Genomic DNA, 25,539 nt, shown 5'->3' on the forward strand with positions numbered 1-25,539 from the left:
CTCTGATAAAAGAGTTGGAGGACAACACTATGATTAATGTCGCAATCATTGGTATGGGCGATATTTCTGCCATCCATTTGCACGCCATTGAAGAACATCAAGACGCCAACCTTGTCGCACTATGTGATCAAGATGAGCGTCTAAGCAACGCTTATCCACGTTACTCATTTTATACAAATTTTACCGAGATGCTTGATAATGAGGCGATTGATGTGGTGCATGTATGCTTGCCTCACCATGAACACGAACCTGTGACCACTGCTTGTATGGCAAGAGGGGTGCACGTACTACAAGAAAAACCACTCGCGCGAAATCATCATGAGGGTCATCTCCTCATGGCGGCTGCAGACACGTACCCAGACGTAAAGCTTGCCATTTGTTTTCAGAATCGATTCAATCGTACCTTTACGAGGCTACAAGAACTCCTTAGAAATGCACAATATGGTGCCCTCTTAGGTATTAAAGGAATCGTTGCCTGGCATCGACCAAGGTCTTATTACGAGACCAAGCCGTGGAGAAGTACGCTTGCACAAGCAGGAGGTGGGGTGATGATTAATCAAGCCATACATACCCTCGATCTCATGCAACTCATAGGTGGGCCGATCTCAAGTTTAACTGGGACCGCCAACCGCTTGCTTGGATATGGCTATGACATCGAAGATACAGCCAATGCGCACATCAAATTTAAAAATGGTGCAACGGGATTGTTTTTTGCAACGAACGCAAATGCTTCGAATTCATCAGTTGAACTAGAGGTGAACTTAGAACGTGCCACGTTTACCATTAAAGATGGTACATTGTCGAGAGTTATTGAGCACGGGGACCGAGAATTTCTCACCAAAGATGAATTAGCATCAGGGTCAAAGTTTTATTACGGTACCGGTCACCGTAACCTTATCCATGACTTCTATGCGTGCATAGTAACGAACCGCAGTGATTATGTTCATGCACGTGATGCACAGATTTCATTAAAGATGATCGATGCCATTTGGCGATCATCGAAAGAAAAGAAAGCCATACTCTGGGAGGAGTTAGACAGATGAATGCAACTGTAGGTGTTCAAATGATGATGTTAAAAGAGAAAGTAAGCGAAATTGGGGTCTTTGAAACAATGAAACGATTACATGACCTTGGCTTTTCATCGGTCGAAGTCTCACAAATTCCAATGGCAAAAGAAAACGTAATGGAACTTCGACGCGCAAGCAAGGAGTTTTCCATCGATATTTCTGCTCTTTCCGCACCACTTGAGCCAATGTTTCCAGGGGCAGACGCAGAAACACTTCGGGACAATTTCAATAAAATCGTGCAAGATTGTAAAACCTTAGAAGCTTCTTACATTCGTATTGGTATGCTTCCATTCTCCATTATGGGGAGTAAAGATGAGATTTTAGGCTTTATTGACCGTGCTGAAGCAATGGCAAATCGACTGAAGGAACACAATATAAAACTGTACTATCATACCCATCATATTGAATTTCAAAAATATGACGGTGAGTATCTGCTGGATTTAATGAAGAACAACACTCAGACACTAGGTTTTGAACTCGATGTACATTGGATTCAACGTGCAGGTCTGAACCCAGTAAACGTCATTGAGCAGTATAAAGGACGCATTGACCTTTTACACCTTAAAGATTATCGCATTGCACCACTCCAAGTAACGAAAGATGATCTTCAAGACATGTCCCAATTTTTCAGCAAATTCACGAATCTCATTGAATTTGCTGAAATAGGAGCAGGCAATCTAAACATTGGATCTATGATAGATGCTGGGCTGAACTACGGCACGGTTCGTTTCTTTATTGAACAGGATGACACGTATGGTGCTGATCCTTTCGATTGCTTAGAAAGATCAATGCGGGCCATCAAAACACTTGGCTACTCACACTTACTTTAATCTAGAAACGAGGGGATACGATTGAGTTCAGACGGAATGAATTATGCGCCAAAAGGAAAACCCAATCCTGTTGTTAATGAAAACGAATTTATCTTTGCCGCTACGGCACTTGACCACGGTCATATTAATGGCATGTGTAACGGTTTAGTAGAGGCTGGCGCAACACTGCGATGGGTATATGATCCCGATAAAGAAAAAATTGAAGCGTTTCTTGAAAATTTTCCAGAAACAAACGTTGCCTCATCTTTAGAAGAGATTTTAAAAGACTCTGACGTTCAGCTCGTAGCTGCTGCTGCCATTCCTTCTTACAGGAGCGCACTCGGTCACACCGTTATGCGTGCGGGAAAGGATTACTTTACTGATAAGACGCCCTTTACGACGCTTGATCAATTAGTGGAGACGAAGCGTGTTGTTCTTGAAACGAACCAAAAATACATGGTGTATTTTAGCGAACGCCTTCATGTCGAAAGCGCCGTGTTCGCTGGTGATTTGATTAAGAAAGGTGTCATCGGTGATGTAATCCAAGTAACGGGCTTTGGGCCACATCGATTAAATGCATCTAGCCGTCCCGATTGGTTTTTTAAAAAAGCAACATATGGGGGCATTTTGTGCGATATTGGCAGCCATCAAATTGAACAATTCCTAACATTCGCTTCTTGCTACGATGCCACTATTGTTCATAGTAAAGTCGGCAATTTCAATAACCCAAACACACCTGAGTTAGAAGATTATGGGGATGCGACATTAATTGGCAATAACGGCGCGTCCCATTTCTTCAAAGTCGACTGGTTTACACCAGATGGGCTTAGTACGTGGGGTGATGGTCGAACGTTTATTACTGGCACAGAAGGCACAATTGAACTTCGAAAATATGTTGATGTTGCAAGAGACACGTCTGGGGATCATTTGTACCTCGTCACAAAAGATAAAGAGATACACTACGAACTATCTGGTCAAGTCGGTTATCCTTTTTTTGGCGAACTTATTAAAGACTGCCTAAACCGCACCGAAAATGCTATGACGCAAGAGCATGTGTTTAAAGCAGCAGAACTTTGCCTCATCGCACAAGATCAAGCCATTACTATTCATCGTGAAGGAGACAATTATGGGCAATAGCGAACTTGCAAGTATAGAGCACTGCGGAATTGTTGCAGTCGTTCGCGCGGACGAAAAAACCAAAGCTATACAAATAGCTAAATCTTGTATCAAAGGCGGCATTCATGCCATAGAAGTGACCTTTACGATAAAAGGGGCAACACAAGTGATTGAGGCGCTTGCTGAAACGTATCAGCATCAAGCGGACATACACATTGGTGCGGGCTCTGTATTAGATGCTATTACAGCACGTATTGCAATCTTAGCCGGAGCAACGTTTATTGTGAGCCCTCAATTTAACGAAGAGGTTGCGAAACTATGTAATTTATACACCATACCATACATACCGGGTTGTATGACAATAAAGGAAATGACAACCGCGTTAGAGTGTGGAGTAGAAGCAATTAAATTATTTCCTAGTGACTTGTACCAACCAAGTATGATTAAGGCTGTTAAAGCTCCGCTGCCTCAAGTGAAAATTATCCCAACAGGTGGGATCCATCTCGATAACATTGGCGATTGGCTAAAAAACGGCGCAAGTGCAGTTGGCGTTGGCGGCAAGCTCATTGCACCGGCCGAAGAAGGCAACTATGAAGAAATTACTCGTTTAGCTATCCAATATACTACTAAAGTAAAACAAGTGAGGGGAGAAGGATGACAAAAAAAATACTTACTTTTGGGGAAATCATGTTACGAATGACAACCGAGAAAGGGGTACGACTCTCCGATGCGAGTCATGTACATATGCACTACGGTGGTGCAGAAGCCAACGTGGCCATTTCGTTAGCTCATTTAGGGCATGTGTCTTATTTTGTTAGTAAAGTCCCCAAACACCCGTTAGGTCAAGGTGTGATAAAACATTTAAAAGCCAATCATGTCCAATGTGATCGTCTTTTACACGGAGGGAATCGATTAGGCATGTATTTTTTAGAAAGTGGAACAGCCCAAAGAGATCCTCGTGTTCTTTATGATCGGAAGGGTTCAAGCTTTTCAGAATTGATGTCTGACGAAGTCGATTTTAAAGAGTTATTAAGAGGCATCGATTTGTTTCATGTATCTGGTATTACTCTCGCGCTGTCCCAGAGTTTACGAGACATGACTTATGAGGCAGTTATTCAAGCAAGGAAGTTAGGTATTAAAGTTAGTTTTGATTTTAACTATCGACCCGCACTCTGGTCTCATCAAGATGCAGCTCGTGCTATCCGGCCCATTCTTCCCTATGTCAACATCGCCTTTTTAGGTGAGCTCGATGCCTTGCACATTCTTTCAATGAGCCCACAGACTTCAGAAAACAAAGCAGATCGTCTCTCTTTTTACTATGACGAACTCCAAGAGACCTTTCCGAATATCAGTTATATGGCTTCAACATTCCGTGATGTTCAAACATCATCATGTCACTTCTTACAAGGAAACCTTTTTCATAACGGAACGCTTACGCAATCAGAAATTCATCCCATTACTGAAATTATTGATCGAATTGGCTCTGGCGACGCGTTCTCATCTGGAATTATGCATGGTTTGTTAAAGGGGTTTTCTAATAAAGAAACCGTATCGTTTGCGACGATGAATGCTGTTTTAAAACATACCATTTCAGGTGATTGTAATGTATTCACCGAAGAGGAGATTCGTGCTTTTAGTCATTCCAAGGTGGGGGTTCAACGCTAAGATTTACAAAAAAGTTTGATTACACCATACAATCACCACTAAGAATTTTCATGTATGTCCCTCACATGAGAATTCTTTTTTTCTATAACCTTTCTTAGGCATTCAATTATTGGTCAAAAAGGTTGATACAAAAAGAGAACAAGCGCAGGGTCGTGCGTATCCGATATCACAATCTTGACTTTATGAAATTAAATCTTTAAGTAAATTGTAAAAGAGGTTGCTATGTGTAATTCAAATAAACAAGACGAAAATTTTATATTAGAATTAAATGCTTTAGAACGTATGACAGCTAAGATGCGCCCAATGTCTAAAGACTCTGAGAAGCTTTATATGGTATTTTACTCCAACAAAAAAGTCGACGGGAAAACGGGGGAAAAACGATGTACCGCCTCTATAACTAATCATAAGGGGGAACAATTTGTATTAACGATACGAAACAACGGAACACTTCAAATTGAATGCAAGAATGGGAGCAGGGGGATTTTTTAAAAAAAGCTTGGTTTTGGGAAGATCGATTCGGAAACTATTTCCAAATGAACCAATTAGAAACGGAAATTCTTTGGGTTGCATTCGAAAACATCCCACCAAAGATGCTCTAATCCACCTTCTTAACATGAATGAAACTGCAAATGAGGATTATAGTATCAGTTCAATTGCTTTTAAAGAGCAACAGTGCTAGGTTATGTGCTTCAACAGGTAAGGAAAATCGAGAAGTATTAATTGAAAATATGGGATTGAATCACAAAAGAGAAAAAATGCTGTCCTCTATCGTAATTCGTATGTATATTATGGTTCAGAACTGTTGTAAAGAAATTGCGGGTAAAAAAATAAAGTTGCTTTCAAATAGATAATTTTACCAATTTAGGCACTAGGGTATGGTATGGGGAATTTCTTACTAGAGGGTGGTTGTATGAAACAATGGGTCTATGTCTTGATATCAGGAATAGCAGTAGCAGCAGGTTTCGTTGCGCTCGATTTAATTTTCTTAGAGAACCCACAAATCACCGTACAAAGAGTGATTTCCTCATTTCTTGGTGGTGCTGTGTTCATGCTTATTTATTACAATTTTGTGCTTAAACGAAAAGAAAAGCGAAGTGGCCTGTAATGACAACTGAGGCTACATGAATCAGCCACAGCTTCCTCAAAGGAAAATAAAGAGCAACAGCGAAGACGTTACTCTTTATTAAAGGAAAAGTTTTTAATAGATAACCTGAATATCTTTTTTTCGAACTTTGTTTAAAAACTCATCATTTGAAAAGGAATCAGACTTAATCCCTTCCGTTAGTATGCTCCGCTCGTACACTTTATACATCACTTTACGTTCAGGTTGTCTAAAATGTTGAAATAACGTTGAATAGTTCGTATCGTCAATACGCTTCTCCAAAATGTCTGAAGAGAGCAACGTATCGGTGCTAAAGATGGAAACGTCTCGCTTTACGTTTTCCGCAATTTGTTCTCTTATCGCACTCTGCCGTAAATAGCAATTATCAACAATATCATAGACGTCTTTATCTATACTGATGAAACGATGTTTTTTATTTGGATAGGCCAGTAAGAGCAAGTTTGACAAAAATAGCAAGGAGAACTCTCCTTTATTCTTCTCACGGCTGCCTATAAAATACTGATTATAGCTACGGTGTAAATCTGTATAATCTTTGCATTGTTCGATTCTCTGTTTGAGAGAGGGAAGTAATTGAAAAGCCTTCTTTGCAGCATGAACCATTAAACTGAATGCCTTGTGCTGATTTGTAATAACCGAAGAGAAGAAAGAGAAAAAATCTTCTTCAGCGATCACCGCAATAGAATCGAATTTATCTAAATAAATTTGGTACCTTAAATTGAACTTATCATCCATATTCAATTCGTTATAAATGGTCTCTGTCATGAAAACGACTGACGTCAGATTGTACGTATCTAAAATGAAATGGTCTGTGGCATGATAGCCATTCTCGTGTCTCGCAATTGCTCCTGTATCGTATAAAAGGATGTGCTCGTTTTCCGCTCTTAATAGGGCATGAATCGCGTCAAGGTCTGTAACGATATTGCTGTCAGAACTAATTTGCATGATTTCCTCCCGCTAGGGTAGCAAAATATGCATACACATCATTGAATACGGACTGGTTATCTTCATGAGCGATGTCTGGGAGCATGTCTTTGTTAGACGCCATTAATTTTTCAACCTGAGTAAAATCTACCGTTAGGCTTTTTTCGACCGGCATGCTATCAAATCCTAATAGAGAGAACGCCTTTATATAGTTATGCTTTGTATCAAAATTGTTAAACAAGTCATCCATTGAGATTAAGGTTAGTTCATATAAGCGTATTAAGACCGCTTTGTAAGGGGATGAGAAATTTTTCATCGTATGAAAGACTTTCGTCAGCAATTCATCTTCATTTAAGCTGTTAAAGAAGTTGATCGTAGCAGTTTCTTCCATCAGCATGAGTGACGCGAAATAATCGGCACTACGTTCTACAAGATCCCTATCTAAATCTGCTTCAATTAAGTGTGTGGTGCTTTCCTGGTTAAGCTGATTGGTTGAGAGGATATGATATAACTCATGAAATAAAGTGAAGTTCTGATAAACCCGAGGTTGCCGAGTATTAATAAAACAGATGTGCGTATTGTTTATCTGGAAACGAATAAACCCACCTAACGATTCATCGTTGATGGGTGCTTGTAGCAAATAATGATTATCTTTCATCCACTTTTTAGCCCCTTCAATCGATGACCATCCTCTAGGCTGTAGTTGCTGGCGGTATTCCAAAACATGTTGTTGGACCTCGTCATGAATTTCCTTGTTTTTCTCCAAAATGAGGTGCAGCTCGTCTGAAGTTAATCCAGGCATCATAAAACCTCCTTATTACCGGCTATAGTTTTTAATGATCTCACAAACTACGTTTAATTTACCTAAAGCTTCTTTGCCTTCTTCGCTTAACTCTTTACCAGAAGAGAAGGCGATCACTTCTTTATCTCGCTCAACGGTAGGCATGTACTGAAAATCTTCTTCTATAAAGAAAGTCCGCTTTCGTCCCATGACCTCTGCAAAATCAATGGCAAATTGTGATACGCTCTTAGATTGAGAATCCTTGAGGCGGTTATAGATCGTTGTGCTCTTTTTATTCATTAAGTTAGCGATATGCTCCACTTTAAAGCCTTCTTTATCAATAAACGTATTAATACGGTCGAGTATGGTCTCGTTATTTAATGTCATGTAAACCCCTCCTTTACGTTCATTATACAATAAGTGTAACCATTTTATATTAAAATTATAAATAATAGTCAAATTTTCGATATACCTTCTATAATTAACGTCTAACCCAATATTTTTTATAGAAAAAATGTAATTTTGTGATGAACGGAAAGGTTTTCTGTGCTTGTAATTAAGAATATTGATTTATCAATTAACAAGAGGCACATAGTATGGTCATAATGTGCGGTAAAGAACTTATGTTATGATTAATAAAAATTAATCTGCAAGGTTGTGTTTGTATGACCATAAAAAATTCGAGACTCTTGTTACAAGTTATAATTCTTTTTGTATCTTATTTCCTCTTATTTTTTCTAGGCACGGTATTTAACACCGATCATTTAGTAGCTTTTTCTTTCAATAGTGGAACTTTCACCATAAATTTCTTAGGTGCTGTGCTATTGTTAGCTACTTCTAATCTTATTTACTATTTCATATTAAAAACTAAACAGAGGTTTAATCAATAAAGTTGTGCTTAGTCATACGCTTTTTTATTTACCGCTCAGTTTATGGATATAGTTAGTTCTGTATGAAAAATCACTGTTATTTATAAGGAGGTTGTTATGCACAGTTTTATTGAAGTGTTTTCACACCTTAATAAAACCATCTATAATTCGATGGGAATAGTGACTCATCAGTCGCATGAAGAGGAACAAAACGCAAGTTATGGCGCCGGTTTATTCTCGATCTCATCGACTATAATACGTTTTAGGATAGCCAAAAAAACACCAAAGAAACAGAGGCAATTTGTAGCGATATGGGAAAAAGCTAAATGGGAAAACAATAAACCATATTCATACGGAGGTGCCCCTCATTTCTTGATTGTTACTGTATTTAATACCTCCAACGAGGTTGGTCAATTTATCTTCCCGAAAGATGTCTTACTTGAGAAGCGTATTCTAGAAAGTGAAAACACTAAGTTAAAATGGGGATAAGGGTTTAACCAACGTGGGAGAAAGCTCTTTACCCTATAGCTAAAAGAAATTAGAACTGGCAAAGTGCCTACTTTGTAACTCTCGGGCCGAAGCAAGGAGTACGTTCATGGAAACAGACAGCAGGATGTATGATTGTCATATTTTTAACTAAGAGATGATATAATTGGTTATGTTTACCAATCCCATACCCAGGGAATGGAAATAAGGAATTTATCAGAAGGGGTGTTAAGATGAGACAATTTAAATACGTCATGATTTCAGGAATTATCGTGTGTATTGGGTTTATAACTTTAGACTTACTTTTTACTTCCGACCCACAAATTGCATTACCCAGAGTGTTAGGTTCATTTATTACCGGAGCCGTTTTTATGCTCATTTACTATAACTTTGTTATTAAAAAGAGAGAAGCTTAAAAAAACCGTTAAACTAACAGAACTCTAGCGATATGCTAAAGTTCTTTTTTATTTTAGGAATTTTTTAAATAAACCTAATCATTTATAAAAACCTAATTAAATAGGACATTGGGCGCATTATATGTGTGAAAAAATGAATTAATTTAAATAAAGTTGAAATTTATATGTTTATATTTAGGTTTACTGGGAACATAAGGGGTGTAAGACAATATTAGGAAAGAAGGAGATAACATGGAAGTAAAGAACAAGTCTTTAAGAGTAATCTTCACAATGTTTATGGCTGCTATTTTTGCAATCGGAGCTGTATTCGGGACGGGAACAGTGGCTTCAGCATCAGAACCAACTGAAGAGGAAGTACAAGAGTATGCTCAGGAATTCGAAGTTGAAATTCAACCATATGGTCCAATTTCAACGGCTGTAGGCTTCTTAACAGGTCTTGGATTAGGTTGGTTAGCTGAAAACTTACTTGACCAAGGTACAGATGTATTCTGTGACAATTATTACGACTCAAATGCAGCGGCAGCTTGGGCTTGTGACTGGATACTAGGGTATGATGGTTAATACTTACTCTTCTGGTCTCAAGCTTTCATAACAGTACTTATTTCGTTTAATCAAATGAAGTGGACGAGCTATAAAATTCTAGGAGGTTTTCTAATGGGAGAAAATGCAAAAAAACATTCATTTAAGGCACTTTTTACTTTATTAATGGTAGCAGTATTTACAATTGGGTCGGTGTTTGGTACAAGCGCATTTGCGTCAGCATCAGAACCAACTGAAGAGGAAGTACAAGAATATGCTCAGGAATTCGAAGGTGAAATTCAACCATATGGTCCAATTTCAACAGCTGTAGGCTTCTTAACAGGTCTTGGATTAGGTTGGTTAGCTGAAAACTTACTTGACCAAGGTACAGATGTATTCTGTGACAATTATTACGACTCAAATGCAGCGGCAGCTTGGGCTTGTGACTGGATACTAGGGTATGATGGTTAATACTTGATAGTAGATGGAGTAACCGCAAAGGTTACTCTTTTTATCTTATTCATTTCGAGTTGATAGGGGACCAGGATAACTTACCTATCATTATGTATTGATGGAATGGAGATTTCCTTTCGTTACATGTGATATGTCAGCAAGCTCAATGCAACTTAGAATATGAGAGAAAAGTGGGATATGAGAGAGCTAATTTATATACTCTTTCATGTACATAGATAAAATGGTAAACGAATAGAAAAGAATATTAGCGATGCCGGTGGGTGAATGACACGAAATGAAGGGGTCTATAATCTAGTAAAATAGAAGAGGGAAGGGATATGTAATAGGGAACATAAGGAGTGATTAATTTAAAATCTAATATTTTTTAAACTGTTTTCTATGAAATAAAACTGTATTCGGATATTCATTATACCTACTGAACATTAAGGACGTACATAGCGACTATTATAAGTACAGTCATTTCTAAAATAATTTTTAAAAAATTAGCCGTTCATTTTTCATGTTCTCTCATCTCAAAAGTCTTCTCTCCTCTTTTTAGTACTTAGACTAATTAAAAGAAAGGCACTTAGAGATTTCGCAGTAGAAAAATGTTAAAAGATAAAGATCTTGCATAAAGGATTGGACATTACAATGATAAGAAACATACCCGCTTTCACTAATTATTTTGATCTTATCCGTCTGGTGAGGGTGCGAATAAAAGCCCCGTCATCGGAGACACGTTTAAGGTTTTTGAAAAGGAGTATGAGGATTCGCGAATTCAAGAGGATGACTACCGAAGTTTCACTGCATATTTTGACAGTAACAACCTCGCTGTAAGGATTGACGCAGGTATGGTAGAAGGGGTCTCGTCAACTTATTGGATTAGTGGCAAACTTAATAACACTGAATTAATCAGTGAGGCTCTTGATGAGGTTGATCGACTTTATATCCCATCAAATTACAGTTTTTGGGGACAGTCATGCAACCAACAAATTCAAAAATGAGCTTACGGAATTTTTTAACGAGAGATTAGGTTTTTATTTTGTAAATGAAACGGATGAGTATAGCTACGGCATTCGAGTCGATTTGATTGCTAATGCAGATGATGGCAGTCTTTCTCAAAATGTTACAGTTCAAGATGAGATAGGAACCATTAACGAGAATACGTATGATAGTGAGTTGAAAGTGAATGAAGAAATAAATGTCGGGGACCTTTATAGATTGAATTCCAGGGCAAGATTCTGGTTGCGCAATCTGCTGAGCCCGTCTCCACTGCTCCAAGCTATATCGCCTTGTTTATTAGCAGCTACATCTATTATTCTTAATTTATCGTTAACAGAAAAATCATTTACTTTCATTATGTTTTTATCCTCTCTTAGAAAGAAAAACATATAACTGCAAGTAAGGTGCTAATTGTTAAATTTTATCTTGGAGTTATTTTTTCCTGTTAGGTATCCCGAGTAGAATGAAGCTCATCACAATAATTATATAAAAAATTACTTATAACACTCCTTCACAAAGCCCATTTCCAATAGATTTCTTTAACTTATTGTTTGACCCATTTTCTTAATAAAATCGAATGCGTAAGCATTTTTATATGACGAGGTTAAAAATTCTTCATTTAGTGTTTGGTAAGTAATTGTTACTTTTTTAACAAAAAATATGGTAAGTGAAATTATTTATTTGTTGTTTCGAATGTTATTAAGTTATGGCGAACATTTTTAGTATATAGAGAGAAAAACGAGCAACAAAAGAGAAACGCTAAATAGCGTTACAGATAAAAAGAAGAGGGGGATGTTCTTACAGGTATTTTGTTTATTCTTGGCTATCCAATTAACACTCTTAACAGCACACAAATAAGTAAAAATACTCAAAAACTGTTAAACTTACGTTAATGTTCAAACGTATTCAAATAAAGTAAGAAAGGGTTGAAGAATGATGGGGTTTCGATTTAGGAAAAGTGTAAAGATAGCACCGGGTGTCCGGTTAAATGTAGGGAAGAAGTCAGTAGGCGTAAGTATGGGTGGAAAAGGATTTAGACATTCGATAAATAGTAGCGGAAGAAGAACCACAACTGTTGGGGTACCTGGTACCGGCCTATCTTATTCACACGCCCATTCATCGGGTAAAAAATCAAGGAATAAAACTCCTTCCACAAGTACAGGGATTACTAGTGGGGTAGGGAATCAGCTATCACAGTCAGACTATGACTACACGAATAGCCCTTCCTATATAGTTGATCAATACGAAAAACAAATAACGGCCCTATCTCAGTGGCATCGAATTCTTATTACACCAATAGATTGGGAAGCTAAATCAAAGCAAGATCCTCCTTTTCAAATCGGTGAAATGGGTCAGAATGAAGCAGCTGCAAGTCAAACATTAAATGCGTACAAGCCTTCTTTTTTTGAGAAATTATTCAAGAAGGATTTGCATAGAGTAAAACATTTACAAGAGCAGGTTAATAAGGGAATGATGAAGGATAAACAAGAGTATGATCGATGGGCAGAAAATGTACAGCAAGCACAAACATATGTGAATCCAAGTCCTCACTTATACATAGAACTCCTAAGACAATCGGGATTTTTTAAAATAGAAAATGAGTTGGGGATTCAGATTAGACCTCAAATAAAAGAAGATGAAATAACGATAGAATTGGTCATGAATGATGCCCTTATACCTAATGAAGTAGTTAGTTTAACAAAGACTGGGCGCTTGTCGACGAAAGCACAAACAAAAACAAATTATTATGGTTTGTATCAACAATTTATTTGTTCAATGATATTAAAACTCATTAAAGATTGTTTCTCCATTTTGCCTGCTGTTAATAAAATCTCTTCACATGTAATTGAAGAAAAAATAGACCCAATAGATGGTCATCAAAAAATATTTCAATTAATAGAAATCAAGAGCACAAAAGAACAAGTTGAGAAGCTTAATTTTGAGATGTTAGAGCCAGTTGCAGCTATTGAGGGGTTTGAGCCAAAATGGAAATTTCTAAAAACAAAAGGTTTTCAACCGCTTGGGGTTAATTAGGTAGAGTACAAATATTTTAAAATAGGCGTCGAGATTGAATGCAATTAATTATATATCTTTAAAAGAAAACCTACATCCCAACAAATAGGGTTTAATCAATCGTTTAATTAGAAACTTCACAAGTTCATGCCTTAGTTTCTTATACATCTATAACAGTCTGCTGTTAATCATCATACAATAAAAAAATTACTTATGATTTAAGACAAAGTAGTCACTAATTGGAAAAGGCAACCATTCCTCTCTATAAAGAAATTGGTTGCCTTTTTTGTTTATAGCAGATGTTTAGCACTGTCTAGATTTAACCAATTCACTTCATCTGGTGTTAACGACACACTAGCCCCTTTTGCACACGAAAGCATCTCTTCATTGTTCTGAGGCCCAATAATTGCTGCTGTTGGAAATGCTTGATTAAGAACATACGCAAGGGCAATCTCTATTGTGGTTACATTCTTCTGGCGGGCTAATGCCGTCGCGCGATCAAATCGTTCCCAATTTTGATCATTATAAAAAACGCGGACCAAGTCTTCATTTGAACGATCCTGACGATCAAAACGTCCTGTAAAGAAACCTCTTGCTTGAGAAGACCAAGAGAGGACCGGAATCTCTGTGCGTTGATGCCAGTTAATGGCATCAACATCCAAGCTGATACAACCGGGCCAGTACGCTTCCTTCGCCTTAGCTAGGCTTAAGTTAGGACTCGAAAACGAGAACCCACGGAGTCCATGTTTTGCTGCGTATTCGTTTGCTTCTTCAAGACGAGAGGTTCCCCAGTTTGACCCACCAAACGTTGATATGTAACCGTCTTCCACAAATTGATTTAACCACTCTAAAATTCTTCCAACAGGAACAGTAGGGTCATCCCGATGGAGAGCATATAATTCCACATGTTCTGTTTTAAGCCGGTCAAGGCTTGTGTTCAACTGTTCCTGTAAATCCGATTTATTGATCGTATGACCGCTTTCATTGGGATGCCCCCCTTTCGTCCAGATGTTCACACGCTCCCGATTACCAGCATCTAACCAATTCCCAATGGCTTCTTCACTTAAACCGCCGCTATAAATGAAGGCAGTATCAATGGTATTTCCGCCGATCTTCAAGTAATTCTCAATCATTTCGGTTGCCACTTCTTGATGGACAGGCGTAAAGTAATCTGAGCCCATCACAAGTGAAGAGACCGGTTTGGCCAACCCTTCTATTTGTATGGATTTTAATGTAGTCATAAAAGCACCATCCTTTTTCTATTTTCATGAGACGCCAGCGCACGATCGAGTAAGCGCATATTGGCGAGAGAATCTTTCACCCCAGCTGAAAGGGACTTCTCTCCCCATAACACTTCTGCAAAATAATCGGCCTGTTTCGCATAATGATTCCAATCCTCGACATCCACCTGTTGTTCGTCTCCATTTTGAAAAAGTCGATAGCCTTCACTACCACCTGTAAAGGGATTCGGTATCGTAATCCGACCTGTAGAACCAAGTATTTCCGCATCATTGCGGTAAGCAGCCCACATGCCACAATCAAAAATCAGAAACTTCCCGTTCTGAAATTCAACAAGACCTGCAGCTGTCATGTCAACCTCATCGTGAGAGGCTGGAGAATAGGAATGTACCGTAATGGCTTCTGGCTCTTCATCAAAGATCATACGAGCTAGGCTTAATGGATATACACCAATGTCATATAAACTCCCACCACCATACGCTTTTTTCATACGGAAATTTTCTAAAGCCTCTGAATTATTGAATGAAAACGAGCTACGAATACCGCGTAGTTCACCAATGGCTCCGTTTTCAATCGCTTCTTTAATATGGGCATAACGTGTCTGATGGCGATACATAAAAGCTTCAAGTAAGAATACACCTTGCTCGTCACAAACTCGTTTCATTTCTTCCAATTCACTTTGATTCAACGCGATTGGCTTTTCACATAAGACATGTTTCTTCGCTCTCGCTGCCCGAATAACCCACTCTTTATGAAGGTGGTTTGGCAATGGGATGTACACCGCTTCAATTGAAGGGTCAGCAAGCAGTTCATCATAGGATCCATATGCTCTTGGAATGGAAAATTCTTTTGCAAATGCCTCAGCTTTCTCTAAGTTCCGACTCGCGACCGCTTGGATAGACCCTGTTTTTGATTCAATGATTCCTGGAACCATTGATTGCCTCGCGATGGTAGCGGTTCCAAGAATGCCCCACGTTAATTGTTTAGCCATCATCCATCATCTCCTTAACATAAGCTATTCATTCATTATGTAATCAAATTAGAAACCGGTTTCAATTAAACGTATACGGAGATTCCTTTTTTGTCAATGCTTATTTCCCTTCCAGAGAGAAGAATAGCGGAACATGCGTATTAATCATGCTGCCATTCTTCACAGGAGTGACGTACCGTCACATAGGTAGGGATGACCGATTCTTTGACTTGATCTTCTGAATGAATTAAGCCTACAAGCGTTTCAATTGTTTTCTTCGCTAATTTCCTGTAGTTGTGATTGACAGAGGTGACACCAGGAGGGAAGTGCTCCGCTAAATACGTATCATCAAAACCTGTGACGGAAATATCCCCGGGAACTTTTAACCCAAATTTCTTAAACATTTTCATTGCCCCAATCGCAACAAAATCATTGATACATAAGACCGCTGTTGGTCGTTCATCAAGATGGATCAGGTGCATAGCATCTCGTTCACCAGCTTCAATACTGTAACCACTGCTATGAATCCACCTCTCCTTGAACGTTAAGCCCTTTTGCTCCATTGTCTCTCGAAAGACACTTACTTTTTCATCCGTTGACGAGACACCCACCTCGCCACCCAACAAACCGATTGTTTGATGACCATGGTTATAGAGTAAATCAATTAAACGCCGAACCCCATTTGCCTCGTCTGTTCGTACTGTATGAGCTTCGACACCTTCCATCTTTCCATTAACCAAAACCATCGGTACGTGCTGCAACGCTTCATTCATCCCATTAACCAACTCTTCTGTAGGGTGCGTCTGGTTGATACGGCCACCTAGGAAGACAATGCCATCCACTTGTCTTGAGATTAAATTTTCCAGGTAGTTTTGCTCAATTGAAAAGCTCTGCATGGAATTACATAATAAACAGGTATATCCTTTTTCCAGGGCCTGGCGCTCTAATTCTTTTACGATCATGGAGTAAAAAGGATGATCAATATCAGGTAAGATGATGCCAAGCATTTTTGATTGTTTTAAATATAAGCTTCGAGCCATGACATTAGGCTTAAAATTATATTTATTAATTAACGCCTGCACCCTTGATTTTGCCGGTTCTCGAACGTTTGTTTTTCCCGTTAGTACTCTAGATACGGTGGCAGGGGAGACATTTGCCTCTTTTGCAATCTGATAAATGGTTACACCGTCTTTCTTCATCATCCCAAATCTCTTCCTTCTCTACATAAGCTAACGTCAATTTCTACCAAAAGTATAGATTTGTTTGCCAATCTAGTCAAAATCATTTTACTTCACGCTTCAAAAAACTGAATAATCGATAGAGTCGAAAATGAATGTTGACAAATGTGTGTTTCTTTTTTAAAGTTAACTGAAACCGGTTTCCGATATAAATTAACACGTTGCATAAAGTACGTATATTCTTTAGAAAGACATTTGTAAGCGATAACAAAGAGTTGACTGAGGGGGCATAACGATGAAAAAAGTATCTTTAAGTGCGTCAGCATTAGTGGCCATGATAACGTTGTCGGCATGTGGAGGTTCGGGGACTAGCGGTAGCGGTGATGAAAATACCTTAACGGCATGGGCTTGGAATATTAACATCCCTGTACTTGAAGAAGCGGCCTCGCAATTTGCGGAAGAGCACCCGGATTTTGAGTTGGAAATTATTGAAGTTGGCACACCTGATGTGTATCAACGAATTACAACCGGGCTCCAGGCAAATGGAGAAGGATTGCCAGATATCATGCTAGTGGAAGACGATCGCGTCCAAGGCTATTTATCTAATTTTTCTGATGCATTCTTGGACATCTCTGAATACGGGTTTGATACTGATCATCACGATAAATTTCCAAGCTTTAAAACAGAGTTACTGACAGTTGATGGTGGCGTCTATGGATTCCCTTTTGATGCCGGTCCTGCTGGAGTGTTTTATCGAACAGATCTGTTTGAAGATGCCGGAATCGATGTTGAACAAATCCATACATGGGACGATTTTATTGAAGCGGGTCATACATTAAGAGACGAACTAGACGTGGCTTTAACCGGTATTGATATTAGTAATGATGATGGCGTCTATCGAATGATGCTCAATCAACAAGGAACGTTTTATTTTGATGAGAACGAAGAAATTAATTTGGCTTCAGACGAATCAATTAGGGCAATGGAGGTCGTTCAACGACTTCACCAAGAGGGGTTAAATGAAAATCTAGTAGGCTGGGATGCCTGGTTAACAGGGTTAGCAAATGGAAACGTCGCAACGGCACCCACAGGGGCATGGTTAACAGGGTCCTTGACGGAGCAGGCTCCTGACTTAGAAGGACAGTGGGGTGTTATGCCACTACCCGCAATGGAAGAAGGCGGAAACCAAGCATCGAACTTAGGTGGCAGTAATTATATGATTTCCGCTGGCACAAATAATCCTGAACTTGCCTACGATTTCATGGAATTCTTTTCAACTACCGATGATGTTCAACTAACCGCAATGGAGAATGGGTTATTTCCATCTTTAAACACGATCTACGAGGATGATGTCTTTACGTCACCGGTTGCTTACTTTGGTGATCAAGCGATTTGGGAATTGTTTGCTGGGATGATGGATGATATTCCTGCCGTCAATTACACCGGGAACTATTCGATCGCTCGTGATGAAACAGAAACAGCGCAATCAGACGCAGCAAATGGCGCCGATGTATCAGATGTAATGACCCGCGCGGAACAACAATTACAGAACCGTATTAATTAAGAATTTATTAAAACTGATGTGTTGAAGCAATTAAACGTAATTGCTTCAACACCTTGACGAAAGAGGGCTGTGACAATGAACCGATCAAAAGCAACCCCCTATATCTTTTTAGCACCAGCTGTTATTCTCTTTTTACTTTTTACTGCCTATCCCATACTCGCTTCGATTGTGCTCAGTTTTCAACGATTTGAGGGGGGCAGTTATGTCTTCACAGGTTTTGATAACTACATACGATTGATTCATGATTCAATCTTTCAAACGGCCTTACTCAATACCTTTATCATCTTTATTCTACAAGTACCCTTTATGCTTTTGCTTTCGATGATTTTGGCGAATGTATTAAATAGCCAACTGCTGCGTTTGAAGGGCTTTTTCCGAGTATCCTTCTTTTTGCCGGCTGTCACATCTTTGGTTGCGTATTCTCTACTTTTTTCTGTCCTCTTACAAGACAATGGGCTCATCAATGAAGTAATAACAACATTCGGCATGTCCGCTATTCCGTGGCTGACGGATGGGACATGGGCAAAGATTTCCATCGTCCTTGCAATGACGTGGCGTTGGACTGGCTACAATATGATCATCTATCTTGCTGCCTTGCAAAACATCCCTCATGAAATGTACGAAGCAGCAAAAATGGATGGGGCAGGACGAATACGCCAGTTTTTCTCTATCACGGTCCCTAGTTTAAAACCAGTGATCCTTTTTACAGGAATCTTATCAACCATTGGAACGCTACAGTTATTTGACGAACCGTTTAACCTTACAAGTGGGGGACCAGCGAACTCCACGATGACGTTAGGTTTGTATATCTATGAGAATGGATTCGAATATTTTGATTTTAATTATGCCAGTGCCGTTGCTTATGTGGTTGTGATGCTTGTTGCGGTCCTTTCCATTCTACAATTTAAATTAACAGGTGATAAATCATGAAGACATTGAATGGACGCAAACACGTAATAGGGAAGATCAGCATGTATGCATTACTTCTTCTTTTTTTGATCATCTCCGTCTTTCCGTTTTATTGGATGTTTATTGGGGCAACGAATCCTTCAGCATCGATGTTTTCCAGTCCTCCTAGCTTTATCCCAGGTACTCATTTTATGGAAAATTTGCGGAACTTGGATGCGAATGTTGGGATATGGCGCGTGTTATTTAACTCGCTTTTTGTGGCAGGCATTTATGTAGTATTGGCATTGGCTATTAGCACAACGGCCGCGTACGCCTTTGCTAAATTCACGTTTCGAGGACGAAATTTTATTTTTACCGTCTTTTTGCTTTCCATGATGATCCCTTATCAAGCGACACTAATCCCTTTGTTTCAGATGATGGCCAATTTTGACTTGCTTAATACGTATTTCGCATTGATTGCGCCTCAACTTTGCTACCCGTTTGCGATCTTCTTAATGAGACAAAACTTTCTCTCCTTTCCAACAGAATTATTGGAATCAGCAAGATTAGATGGGGCAGGGGAATGGCGCATATTTCTTCAAATCGTATTACCATCTATGAAGCCTGCACTAGCAGCAACATCAATCTTCTTGTTTATGTTCCAGTGGAACAACTTTATGTGGCCACTCATTGCCATCCGAACACCGGACATGTATACATTCCCAGTAGCCTTGTCAACGCTTAGTGGAGTTTCCTATACAGACTATGGTCAAGTCATGATGGGCATCACCATTGCTACTGTACCCATTCTTATTTTCTTCCTAGCGATGCAAAAACATTTCATCTCAGGAATGTTAGGAAGTGCATTAAAGTAACTTTCATCAGCCATTGCTAAAAAAGAGTAACGATAAAAAAATCGTTATTCTCTTTTTTTTGCCTATTCCTATCTTCTTTTCTACCTATTTTTAACGAATTTTTTGATCCATCAGTTAATAACACCTATTGTTTTTTTCACAAATGCTAGATGACAGATAATCTAAAAATCATCTTAAATTAAAGATATTTAACAAGTTTTATAGAGATGAATTACCACTCCCATGACAACCTCATCTAATACTAAATATTTCATATTTATTAATATCACCTACATTTTTACCAAATATATCTAGACACAGATAACTACACTATGAATATCATATTCATTACCTCGCAACACTCGCTTTCCTACATAACCATAAAATCTGAAAGGCTGTTATGTATGAAAAGAATAAACTGCAAGAATAATGCTATCTCACAATTTAAGCGAACCGATACTAATGGAGGTGCGTTCTATAACACTTATTGTAAAATGGGGGTTCCATCTTTAACAGGCCCTACTGGACCTACTGGAGTAACAGGAATCGGTTTTGAAAACGGTATTCTAAAATTCAACCGAGCTTTTTCACATCTTTATCCATACGGACAGATGATTATCTATGATGGTAGCACATATTTTGTAAATAACGCCCCTCCTAGTGGTAAGCCTAATGTATCACCTGATTATACTTTGGTAGCGGCAAGGGGGGCTACGGGCAGTACTGGACCTACTGGCTCTACTGGGAGTACTGGGGTTACTGGGAGTACCGGATCATCTGGTCCTACCGGTAGCTCTGGCTCTACTGGAGTCACTGGACCTACTGGTTTATCAGGAATCACTGGCGCAACAGGGCTGACCGGGGTTACTGGTACTACCGGTGTTACTGGAGCCACTGGTGCAACAGGCTCTACTGGTCTAACAGGGGTTACTGGACCTACAGGGGCTACTGGTTTAAATGGAATTACTGGCTTAACAGGACCGACTGGTCCTACAGGGGTCAATGGGATTCCTGGTTCGACAGGCCCCGCTGGAAGTACTGGTCCTACTGGTATCACCGGGATTACTGGGCCGATTGGAATCACGGGGGCAACAGGCGTAATTGGTTTAACAGGTCCTACGGGTACCACCGGAATTACCGGAAACACTGGCTCTACTGGAAGTACTGGAGCGACTGGACCGACTGGTAGCGCTGGCGTTACGGGAGTGACCGGAGCATCTGGTCCTACCGGAAGTACTGGCTCAACGGGTTTCATAGGACCCACTGGTGTTACAGGGACTACCGGAGTTACTGGCAGCACTGGCATTACAGGCAGTATTGGAAACACAGGCGTTACTGGATCCACTGGTCTTATTGGAGCGACTGGACTGACCGGAGTTACAGGCCCTACTGGAGTAACCGGTATTACTGGTTCGACAGGATCTACTGGTCTAACAGGGGTTACTGGACCTACAGGGGCTACTGGTTTAAATGGAATTACTGGCTTAACAGGTCCGACTGGCCCTACAGGGGTCAATGGGATTTCTGGTTCGACAGGCCCCACTGGAAGTACTGGTCCTACTGGTATCACCGGGATTACTGGGCCGATTGGAATCACGGGGGCAACAGGCGTAATTGGTTTAACAGGTCCTACGGGTACCACCGGAATTACTGGAAACACTGGCTCTACTGGAAGTACTGGAGCGACTGGACCGACTGGGGGTACCGGGCCCGCTGGCATTTCTGGAGCCACTGGGAACACGGGCGTTACTGGACCTATCGGAATAACGGGGGCAACAGGGGTTACTGGGCCATTAGGACCTTCAGGACTCACCGGGGTCACAGGGTTTACTGGCAGTACTGGTCCTACTGGTTTAACAGGAGTTACTGGAGCGACTGGTTCCATCGGAAACACTGGTCCTATCGGGGCGACTGGTAGAGCTGGCATTACAGGAAGTACTGGAGCCACCGGAGTTACTGGAAACACCGGCGCGACAGGGAGCACAGGAATTACTGGTTCGACAGGTCTCGCTGGAATTACCGGTTCCACTGGTTCTATCGGTTTAACAGGAACTACTGGGGTTACGGGCGCTACTGGGATCTCCGGTTCCACTGGTCCTACTGGGATTACTGGCTTAACAGGTCCGACTGGCGTTACCGGAGCGGCTGGGATCACCGGTTTCACTGGACCTACCGGAAACACTGGCTCAACGGGTTCTACTGGAGCCACTGGAAGCACGGGAGCGACTGGTTTGACAGGAACTACTGGACCTTCCGGTATTACTGGAACTATTGGTGTTACGGGTTCGACGGGGGCTACCGGCATTACTGGTCCTATCGGTATCACGGGTGCAACAGGGATTACTGGGCCACTAGGACCTTCAGGACTCACCGGGATCACGGGCATTACTGGTCCTACAGGGGCTGCAGGTTTAAATGGAAGTACTGGTGTAACCGGGATTTCTGGCGTTACTGGAGTTACAGGTTCCACTGGAATCACTGGCGTTACGGGAGTGACCGGAGCATCTGGTCCTACCGGAAGTACTGGCTCAACGGGTTTTATAGGAGCCACTGGTGTTACAGGGACTACCGGAGTTACTGGCAGCACGGGCATTACAGGCAGTATTGGAGACACAGGCGTTACTGGATCCACTGGTCCTATTGGTGCGACTGGACTGAACGGAGTTACAGGTCCTACCGGGGCTACAGGAGTTAATGGAAGTACTGGTCCTATTGGAGCGACTGGTTCCACAGGGGCAACCGGGGTTACTGGCATGACTGGCCCTACAGGAGCGTCAGGTTTAAACGGAACTACTGGCTTAACTGGAACTACAGGACCTGCCGGGGTTACGGGTACCACCGGGCTTACCGGAAACACTGGCTCTACTGGAATTACCGGCGCGACAGGGGGCACAGGTTCTACTGGTTCAACGGGTTCTACTGGAGCCACTGGAATTACTGGTCCTACTGGAAACACTGGGACTACTGGTTTAACAGGAATCACGGGAGTTACAGGTCCTACCGGAGTGACTGGAAACACCGGTCCTATTGGAGCTACCGGTTCGACAGGACTGACCGGGGTTACAGGTTCTACTGGGATCTCCGGAGCTACTGGGGTCACAGGTATTACTGGTTCGACAGGTCCCGCTGGCATTACCGGGAGCACTGGTGTTACCGGCGCGACCGGATCCACTGGTCCTATCGGTTTAACAGGAACTACTGGGGTTACTGGAGTGACTGGAGTAACAGGACCTACAGGGGCGACTGGTATTACAGGAAGTACTGGACCAACCGGGGTTACAGGTCCTACCGGGCTTACCGGAAGTACTGGGATTACTGGAGCTACTGGGATTACTGGTCCTACAGGTTTAAATGGAATTACTGGCTTAACAGGACCAATTGGCGTTACCGGAGTCACGGGAGTGACTGGGGCTACAGGCCCTACTGGAATTACTGGGCCGACTGGAGTCACTGGCGTTACTGGACCCATTGGAAACACTGGTCCTATCGGGAATACTGGAACTACTGGCTTAACAGGAACTACTGGAACTGCCGGGGTTACGGGTACCACCGGGCTTACCGGAAACACTGGCTCTACTGGAATTACCGGCGCGACCGGATCCACTGGGCCTACTGGTTTAACAGGAACTACTGGGGTTACTGGAGCTACAGGTTCAAATGGAATTACTGGTTCAACAGGGCTGACCGGGCTGACCGGCATCACTGGCTCTACTGGAAGTACTGGCGTTACCGGAGTCACGGGGGTGACTGGTTCCACCGGAAACACTGGGACTATGGGGAGCACTGGCGTTACTGGAGTTACTGGAGTATCAGGACCTACAGGGGCTACTGGTCTAACAGGGTCTACTGGTAGCGCTGGTATTACTGGTCCTACCGGAAGCACTGGCATTACTGGAGTTACTGGCTCAACGGGGCTGACTGGTTTTACTGGCTCTACAGGGGCTACTGGTAGCGGTGGTATTGCAGGAAGTACTGGGGCCACCGGGGTTACTGGAAATACCGGTCCTATTGGAGTTACTGGTTCGACAGGGGGCACAGGTATTACTGGTTCGACAGGTCCCGCTGGAGCTACTGGAGTTACTGGTGCAACGGGCGTTACTGGTTTAACAGGGCCTACGGGGGCGACTGGTTCTATCGGAAACACTGGTTCTACCGGAAGTACTGGCATTACTGGAGTTACCGGTTCCACTGGTCCTATCGGTTTAACAGGAACTACTGGGGTTACTGGGGTTACTGGGGTTACTGGGGTTACTGGACTAACCGGCATTACTGGGAGCACTAATGTTACAGGTTCGACAGGGTCAACTGGTTTAACAGGAGGAACTGGTTTTACTGGACCTACTGGGATTACTGGGCCGACTGGAGTCACTGGCGTTACTGGACCCATTGGAAACACTGGTCCTATCGGGAATACTGGAACTACTGGCTTAACAGGAACTACTGGACCTGCCGGGGTTACGGGTACCACCGGCCTTACCGGAAACACCGGTCCTATTGGAGTTAATGGTTCGACAGGTCCCGCTGGAGCTACTGGAGTTACTGGTGCAACGGGCGTGACTGGAGTGACCGGTTCGACAGGGTCTACAGGGTCTACTGGTCCTGCCGGAGCCACTGGGATCTCCGGAGCCACTGGCTCTACTGGAATTACCGGCGCGACAGGGGTCACAGGTATTACTGGTTCAACAGGTTCTGCTGGAGCCACTGGAATTTCAGGTCCTACTGGAAACACTGGTCCTACTGGTTTAACAGGAATCACGGGAGTTACAGGTCCTAACGGAGTGACTGGAAACACTGGTCCTACTGGTATCACCGGAGCTACCGGCATTACTGGCCTTACTGGAAACACTGGATCTACAGGGGCTACAGGAAGCACTGGGGCTACGGGCCCTAACGTATTATCATTCGGTTTTTCCGCAATAAAAACTTCAGCTACCGTTAGTGCAGCAGGTCAGTTAAACGCTTGGAGTACAACTAGTCCATTTTTTACAGGCACTGGTTTTAACGCTGCCGCAGGCACTTACACAGTGCCTGTAACCGGGAGATACTCTATAAAATCAATTATTAATTACCGGACAACAGCAGCATTAACCGCTCAAATCGGAGCAGGCGTCAATCCGTCCTTTACAATTCAAAGGATTTCACCAAACCCTACTATAATTGCAACTGGTTTAATATCAATTCTTGATGTAAGCATCCTACTGTTATTAACACTTCGCGTTATTCTTGGCAGTGGGGAGGTGACGCTAGTAGCCGATGTTGAATTGAATGCAGGGGATGTTTTAGGCGTTTTCTATGTTTCGAATGGATTAACTATTAACTTAAATATCGGGGATTTTGTTCCTGGGGGGACAATCTGGTCTATTCACCGATTAACATAAATTTTCAACAAAAATTAATATGAAAGTCATCCAAAATAACACAAAGCCAACACAATGCATGCTTAGAATTGTGTTGGCTTTGTGTAGAAATTAGAAATTAGAAATTAGAAATTACACATATAATTGAGTTTAGGAATTTCTTTTCTGTCTCAAAACTAAAGAATACTTAATATATTGAGATAAAACTTGGATTTCTATAAGAGTTCCTGTAATCTATCTTATGTAAAC

22 protein-coding genes are annotated in these 25,539 nt (G+C 41.4%); 16 read left to right on the forward strand and 6 right to left on the reverse strand.

Features of this window, described 5'->3' with window-relative positions:
• Positions 1-29: 29 nt before the first annotated feature.
• The 6 genes from ABC361_RS21305 (at position 30) to ABC361_RS21330 (ending at position 5,762) form a co-directional block, all read left to right on the forward strand.
• Entirely contained in the window at positions 30-1,043 is a 1,014-nt protein-coding gene (locus ABC361_RS21305; protein WP_413075948.1) for a Gfo/Idh/MocA family protein, read from the forward strand.
• The gene (locus ABC361_RS21310; RefSeq protein WP_413075949.1) at positions 1,040-1,897 is read left to right on the forward strand and encodes a sugar phosphate isomerase/epimerase family protein; all 858 of its coding nucleotides are present in this window, start codon (positions 1,040-1,042) and stop codon (positions 1,895-1,897) included. Before ABC361_RS21305 ends, ABC361_RS21310 begins: the two co-directional genes overlap by 4 nt.
• Positions 1,898-1,933: 36 nt before the next feature.
• Positions 1,934-3,013 carry a Gfo/Idh/MocA family protein gene (locus tag ABC361_RS21315; RefSeq protein ID WP_413075993.1) on the forward strand — a complete coding sequence of 360 codons (1,080 nt, stop codon included), beginning with the start codon at positions 1,934-1,936 and terminating at the stop codon, positions 3,011-3,013.
• Positions 3,003-3,650, forward strand: a complete 648-nt coding sequence (locus ABC361_RS21320; RefSeq protein WP_413075950.1) for a bifunctional 2-keto-4-hydroxyglutarate aldolase/2-keto-3-deoxy-6-phosphogluconate aldolase — start codon at positions 3,003-3,005, stop codon at positions 3,648-3,650. The genes ABC361_RS21315 and ABC361_RS21320 overlap by 11 nt, the downstream gene beginning before the upstream one ends.
• Complete coding sequence (locus tag ABC361_RS21325; RefSeq protein WP_413075951.1) at positions 3,647-4,657, forward strand: sugar kinase; 1,011 nt, start codon at positions 3,647-3,649, stop codon at positions 4,655-4,657. Before ABC361_RS21320 ends, ABC361_RS21325 begins: the two co-directional genes overlap by 4 nt.
• Before the next feature lie 910 nt (positions 4,658-5,567).
• Positions 5,568-5,762 (forward strand): hypothetical protein, encoded by a 195-nt coding sequence (locus ABC361_RS21330; protein ID WP_413075952.1) that lies wholly within the window; start codon positions 5,568-5,570, stop codon positions 5,760-5,762.
• A 93-nt stretch (positions 5,763-5,855) separates the two neighbouring features.
• On the opposite strand, the gene ABC361_RS21335 is transcribed toward ABC361_RS21330, so the two are convergent.
• Genes ABC361_RS21335 through ABC361_RS21345 form a run of 3 tightly spaced genes read right to left on the reverse strand, consistent with a single transcriptional unit; the run spans position 5,856 to position 7,869 of the window.
• Positions 5,856-6,722, reverse strand: a complete 867-nt coding sequence (locus tag ABC361_RS21335) for a hypothetical protein (RefSeq protein ID WP_413075953.1) — start codon at positions 6,720-6,722, stop codon at positions 5,856-5,858.
• Positions 6,712-7,503: an ImmA/IrrE family metallo-endopeptidase gene (locus tag ABC361_RS21340; RefSeq protein WP_413075954.1), complete on the reverse strand. Its 792-nt coding sequence runs from the start codon at positions 7,501-7,503 to the stop codon at positions 6,712-6,714. Before ABC361_RS21340 ends, ABC361_RS21335 begins: the two co-directional genes overlap by 11 nt.
• A 15-nt stretch (positions 7,504-7,518) precedes the next feature.
• The gene (locus ABC361_RS21345; RefSeq protein ID WP_413075955.1) at positions 7,519-7,869 is read right to left on the reverse strand and encodes a hypothetical protein; all 351 of its coding nucleotides are present in this window, start codon (positions 7,867-7,869) and stop codon (positions 7,519-7,521) included.
• Between the two features lie 599 nt (positions 7,870-8,468).
• Between ABC361_RS21345 and ABC361_RS21350 the strand changes: the two genes are divergently transcribed.
• The 6 genes from ABC361_RS21350 (at position 8,469) to ABC361_RS21375 (ending at position 13,261) form a co-directional block, all read left to right on the forward strand.
• Entirely contained in the window at positions 8,469-8,840 is a 372-nt protein-coding gene (locus ABC361_RS21350) for a MepB family protein (RefSeq protein ID WP_413075956.1), read from the forward strand.
• A 230-nt stretch (positions 8,841-9,070) separates the two neighbouring features.
• Complete coding sequence (locus ABC361_RS21355) at positions 9,071-9,253, forward strand: hypothetical protein (protein WP_413075957.1); 183 nt, start codon at positions 9,071-9,073, stop codon at positions 9,251-9,253.
• 231 nt (positions 9,254-9,484) lie between these two features.
• Positions 9,485-9,814, forward strand: coding sequence for a hypothetical protein (locus ABC361_RS21360; protein ID WP_413075958.1), 330 nt, complete (start codon positions 9,485-9,487; stop codon positions 9,812-9,814).
• 93 nt (positions 9,815-9,907) lie between these two features.
• On the forward strand, positions 9,908-10,243 hold the full coding sequence (locus ABC361_RS21365) for a hypothetical protein (protein WP_413075959.1): 336 nt from the start codon (positions 9,908-9,910) through the stop codon (positions 10,241-10,243).
• 909 nt (positions 10,244-11,152) lie between these two features.
• A complete protein-coding gene (locus ABC361_RS21370; RefSeq protein ID WP_413075960.1) occupies positions 11,153-11,620 on the forward strand; it encodes a hypothetical protein in 468 nt (155 codons plus the stop codon).
• Between the two features lie 543 nt (positions 11,621-12,163).
• Positions 12,164-13,261 (forward strand): DUF4236 domain-containing protein, encoded by a 1,098-nt coding sequence (locus tag ABC361_RS21375; RefSeq protein WP_413075994.1) that lies wholly within the window; start codon positions 12,164-12,166, stop codon positions 13,259-13,261.
• 269 nt (positions 13,262-13,530) lie between these two features.
• On the opposite strand, the gene ABC361_RS21380 is transcribed toward ABC361_RS21375, so the two are convergent.
• The 3 genes from ABC361_RS21380 to ABC361_RS21390 form a co-directional block, all read right to left on the reverse strand.
• Positions 13,531-14,481: an aldo/keto reductase gene (locus ABC361_RS21380; RefSeq protein ID WP_413075961.1), complete on the reverse strand. Its 951-nt coding sequence runs from the start codon at positions 14,479-14,481 to the stop codon at positions 13,531-13,533.
• Entirely contained in the window at positions 14,478-15,473 is a 996-nt protein-coding gene (locus tag ABC361_RS21385) for a Gfo/Idh/MocA family protein (protein ID WP_413075962.1), read from the reverse strand. Before ABC361_RS21385 ends, ABC361_RS21380 begins: the two co-directional genes overlap by 4 nt.
• Before the next feature lie 137 nt (positions 15,474-15,610).
• Entirely contained in the window at positions 15,611-16,651 is a 1,041-nt protein-coding gene (locus ABC361_RS21390; protein ID WP_413075963.1) for a LacI family DNA-binding transcriptional regulator, read from the reverse strand.
• 271 nt (positions 16,652-16,922) lie between these two features.
• On the opposite strand from ABC361_RS21390, the gene ABC361_RS21395 reads away from it, so the two are divergent.
• The 4 genes from ABC361_RS21395 to ABC361_RS21410 all read left to right on the forward strand — a co-directional run bounded on the left by ABC361_RS21395 (position 16,923) and on the right by ABC361_RS21410 (position 25,311).
• Positions 16,923-18,191: an ABC transporter substrate-binding protein gene (locus tag ABC361_RS21395; RefSeq protein ID WP_413075964.1), complete on the forward strand. Its 1,269-nt coding sequence runs from the start codon at positions 16,923-16,925 to the stop codon at positions 18,189-18,191.
• Between the two features lie 75 nt (positions 18,192-18,266).
• A complete protein-coding gene (locus ABC361_RS21400) occupies positions 18,267-19,121 on the forward strand; it encodes a carbohydrate ABC transporter permease (RefSeq protein ID WP_413075965.1) in 855 nt (284 codons plus the stop codon).
• The gene (locus tag ABC361_RS21405) at positions 19,118-19,954 is read left to right on the forward strand and encodes a carbohydrate ABC transporter permease (protein ID WP_413075966.1); all 837 of its coding nucleotides are present in this window, start codon (positions 19,118-19,120) and stop codon (positions 19,952-19,954) included. The genes ABC361_RS21400 and ABC361_RS21405 overlap by 4 nt, the downstream gene beginning before the upstream one ends.
• Positions 19,955-20,337: 383 nt before the next feature.
• Positions 20,338-25,311, forward strand: coding sequence for a beta strand repeat-containing protein (locus ABC361_RS21410; RefSeq protein WP_413075967.1), 4,974 nt, complete (start codon positions 20,338-20,340; stop codon positions 25,309-25,311).
• The last annotated feature ends 228 nt before the right edge of the window (positions 25,312-25,539 follow it).

The organism is Shouchella phoenicis, assembly GCF_047238345.1.
In the GTDB taxonomy this organism is placed as follows: domain Bacteria; phylum Bacillota; class Bacilli; order Bacillales; family Bacillaceae_D; genus Shouchella.

What these genes read in the sequence shown, in the direction of transcription:
- ABC361_RS21305 (WP_413075948.1), top strand. Translation starts at nt 30, where the DNA reads ATGATTAATGTCGCAATCATTGGTATGGGCGATATTTCTGCCATCCAT.
- ABC361_RS21310 (WP_413075949.1), top strand. Translation starts at nt 1,040, where the DNA reads ATGAATGCAACTGTAGGTGTTCAAATGATGATGTTAAAAGAGAAAGTA.
- ABC361_RS21315 (WP_413075993.1), top strand. Translation starts at nt 1,934, where the DNA reads ATGAATTATGCGCCAAAAGGAAAACCCAATCCTGTTGTTAATGAAAAC.
- ABC361_RS21320 (WP_413075950.1), top strand. Translation starts at nt 3,003, where the DNA reads ATGGGCAATAGCGAACTTGCAAGTATAGAGCACTGCGGAATTGTTGCA.
- ABC361_RS21325 (WP_413075951.1), top strand. Translation starts at nt 3,647, where the DNA reads ATGACAAAAAAAATACTTACTTTTGGGGAAATCATGTTACGAATGACA.
- ABC361_RS21330 (WP_413075952.1), top strand. Translation starts at nt 5,568, where the DNA reads ATGAAACAATGGGTCTATGTCTTGATATCAGGAATAGCAGTAGCAGCA.
- ABC361_RS21335 (WP_413075953.1), bottom strand. Translation starts at nt 6,722, where the DNA reads ATGCAAATTAGTTCTGACAGCAATATCGTTACAGACCTTGACGCGATT.
- ABC361_RS21340 (WP_413075954.1), bottom strand. Translation starts at nt 7,503, where the DNA reads ATGCCTGGATTAACTTCAGACGAGCTGCACCTCATTTTGGAGAAAAAC.
- ABC361_RS21345 (WP_413075955.1), bottom strand. Translation starts at nt 7,869, where the DNA reads ATGACATTAAATAACGAGACCATACTCGACCGTATTAATACGTTTATT.
- ABC361_RS21350 (WP_413075956.1), top strand. Translation starts at nt 8,469, where the DNA reads ATGCACAGTTTTATTGAAGTGTTTTCACACCTTAATAAAACCATCTAT.
- ABC361_RS21355 (WP_413075957.1), top strand. Translation starts at nt 9,071, where the DNA reads ATGAGACAATTTAAATACGTCATGATTTCAGGAATTATCGTGTGTATT.
- ABC361_RS21360 (WP_413075958.1), top strand. Translation starts at nt 9,485, where the DNA reads ATGGAAGTAAAGAACAAGTCTTTAAGAGTAATCTTCACAATGTTTATG.
- ABC361_RS21365 (WP_413075959.1), top strand. Translation starts at nt 9,908, where the DNA reads ATGGGAGAAAATGCAAAAAAACATTCATTTAAGGCACTTTTTACTTTA.
- ABC361_RS21370 (WP_413075960.1), top strand. Translation starts at nt 11,153, where the DNA reads ATGAGGTTGATCGACTTTATATCCCATCAAATTACAGTTTTTGGGGAC.
- ABC361_RS21375 (WP_413075994.1), top strand. Translation starts at nt 12,164, where the DNA reads ATGGGGTTTCGATTTAGGAAAAGTGTAAAGATAGCACCGGGTGTCCGG.
- ABC361_RS21380 (WP_413075961.1), bottom strand. Translation starts at nt 14,481, where the DNA reads ATGACTACATTAAAATCCATACAAATAGAAGGGTTGGCCAAACCGGTC.
- ABC361_RS21385 (WP_413075962.1), bottom strand. Translation starts at nt 15,473, where the DNA reads ATGATGGCTAAACAATTAACGTGGGGCATTCTTGGAACCGCTACCATC.
- ABC361_RS21390 (WP_413075963.1), bottom strand. Translation starts at nt 16,651, where the DNA reads ATGATGAAGAAAGACGGTGTAACCATTTATCAGATTGCAAAAGAGGCA.
- ABC361_RS21395 (WP_413075964.1), top strand. Translation starts at nt 16,923, where the DNA reads ATGAAAAAAGTATCTTTAAGTGCGTCAGCATTAGTGGCCATGATAACG.
- ABC361_RS21400 (WP_413075965.1), top strand. Translation starts at nt 18,267, where the DNA reads ATGAACCGATCAAAAGCAACCCCCTATATCTTTTTAGCACCAGCTGTT.
- ABC361_RS21405 (WP_413075966.1), top strand. Translation starts at nt 19,118, where the DNA reads ATGAAGACATTGAATGGACGCAAACACGTAATAGGGAAGATCAGCATG.
- ABC361_RS21410 (WP_413075967.1), top strand. Translation starts at nt 20,338, where the DNA reads ATGAAAAGAATAAACTGCAAGAATAATGCTATCTCACAATTTAAGCGA.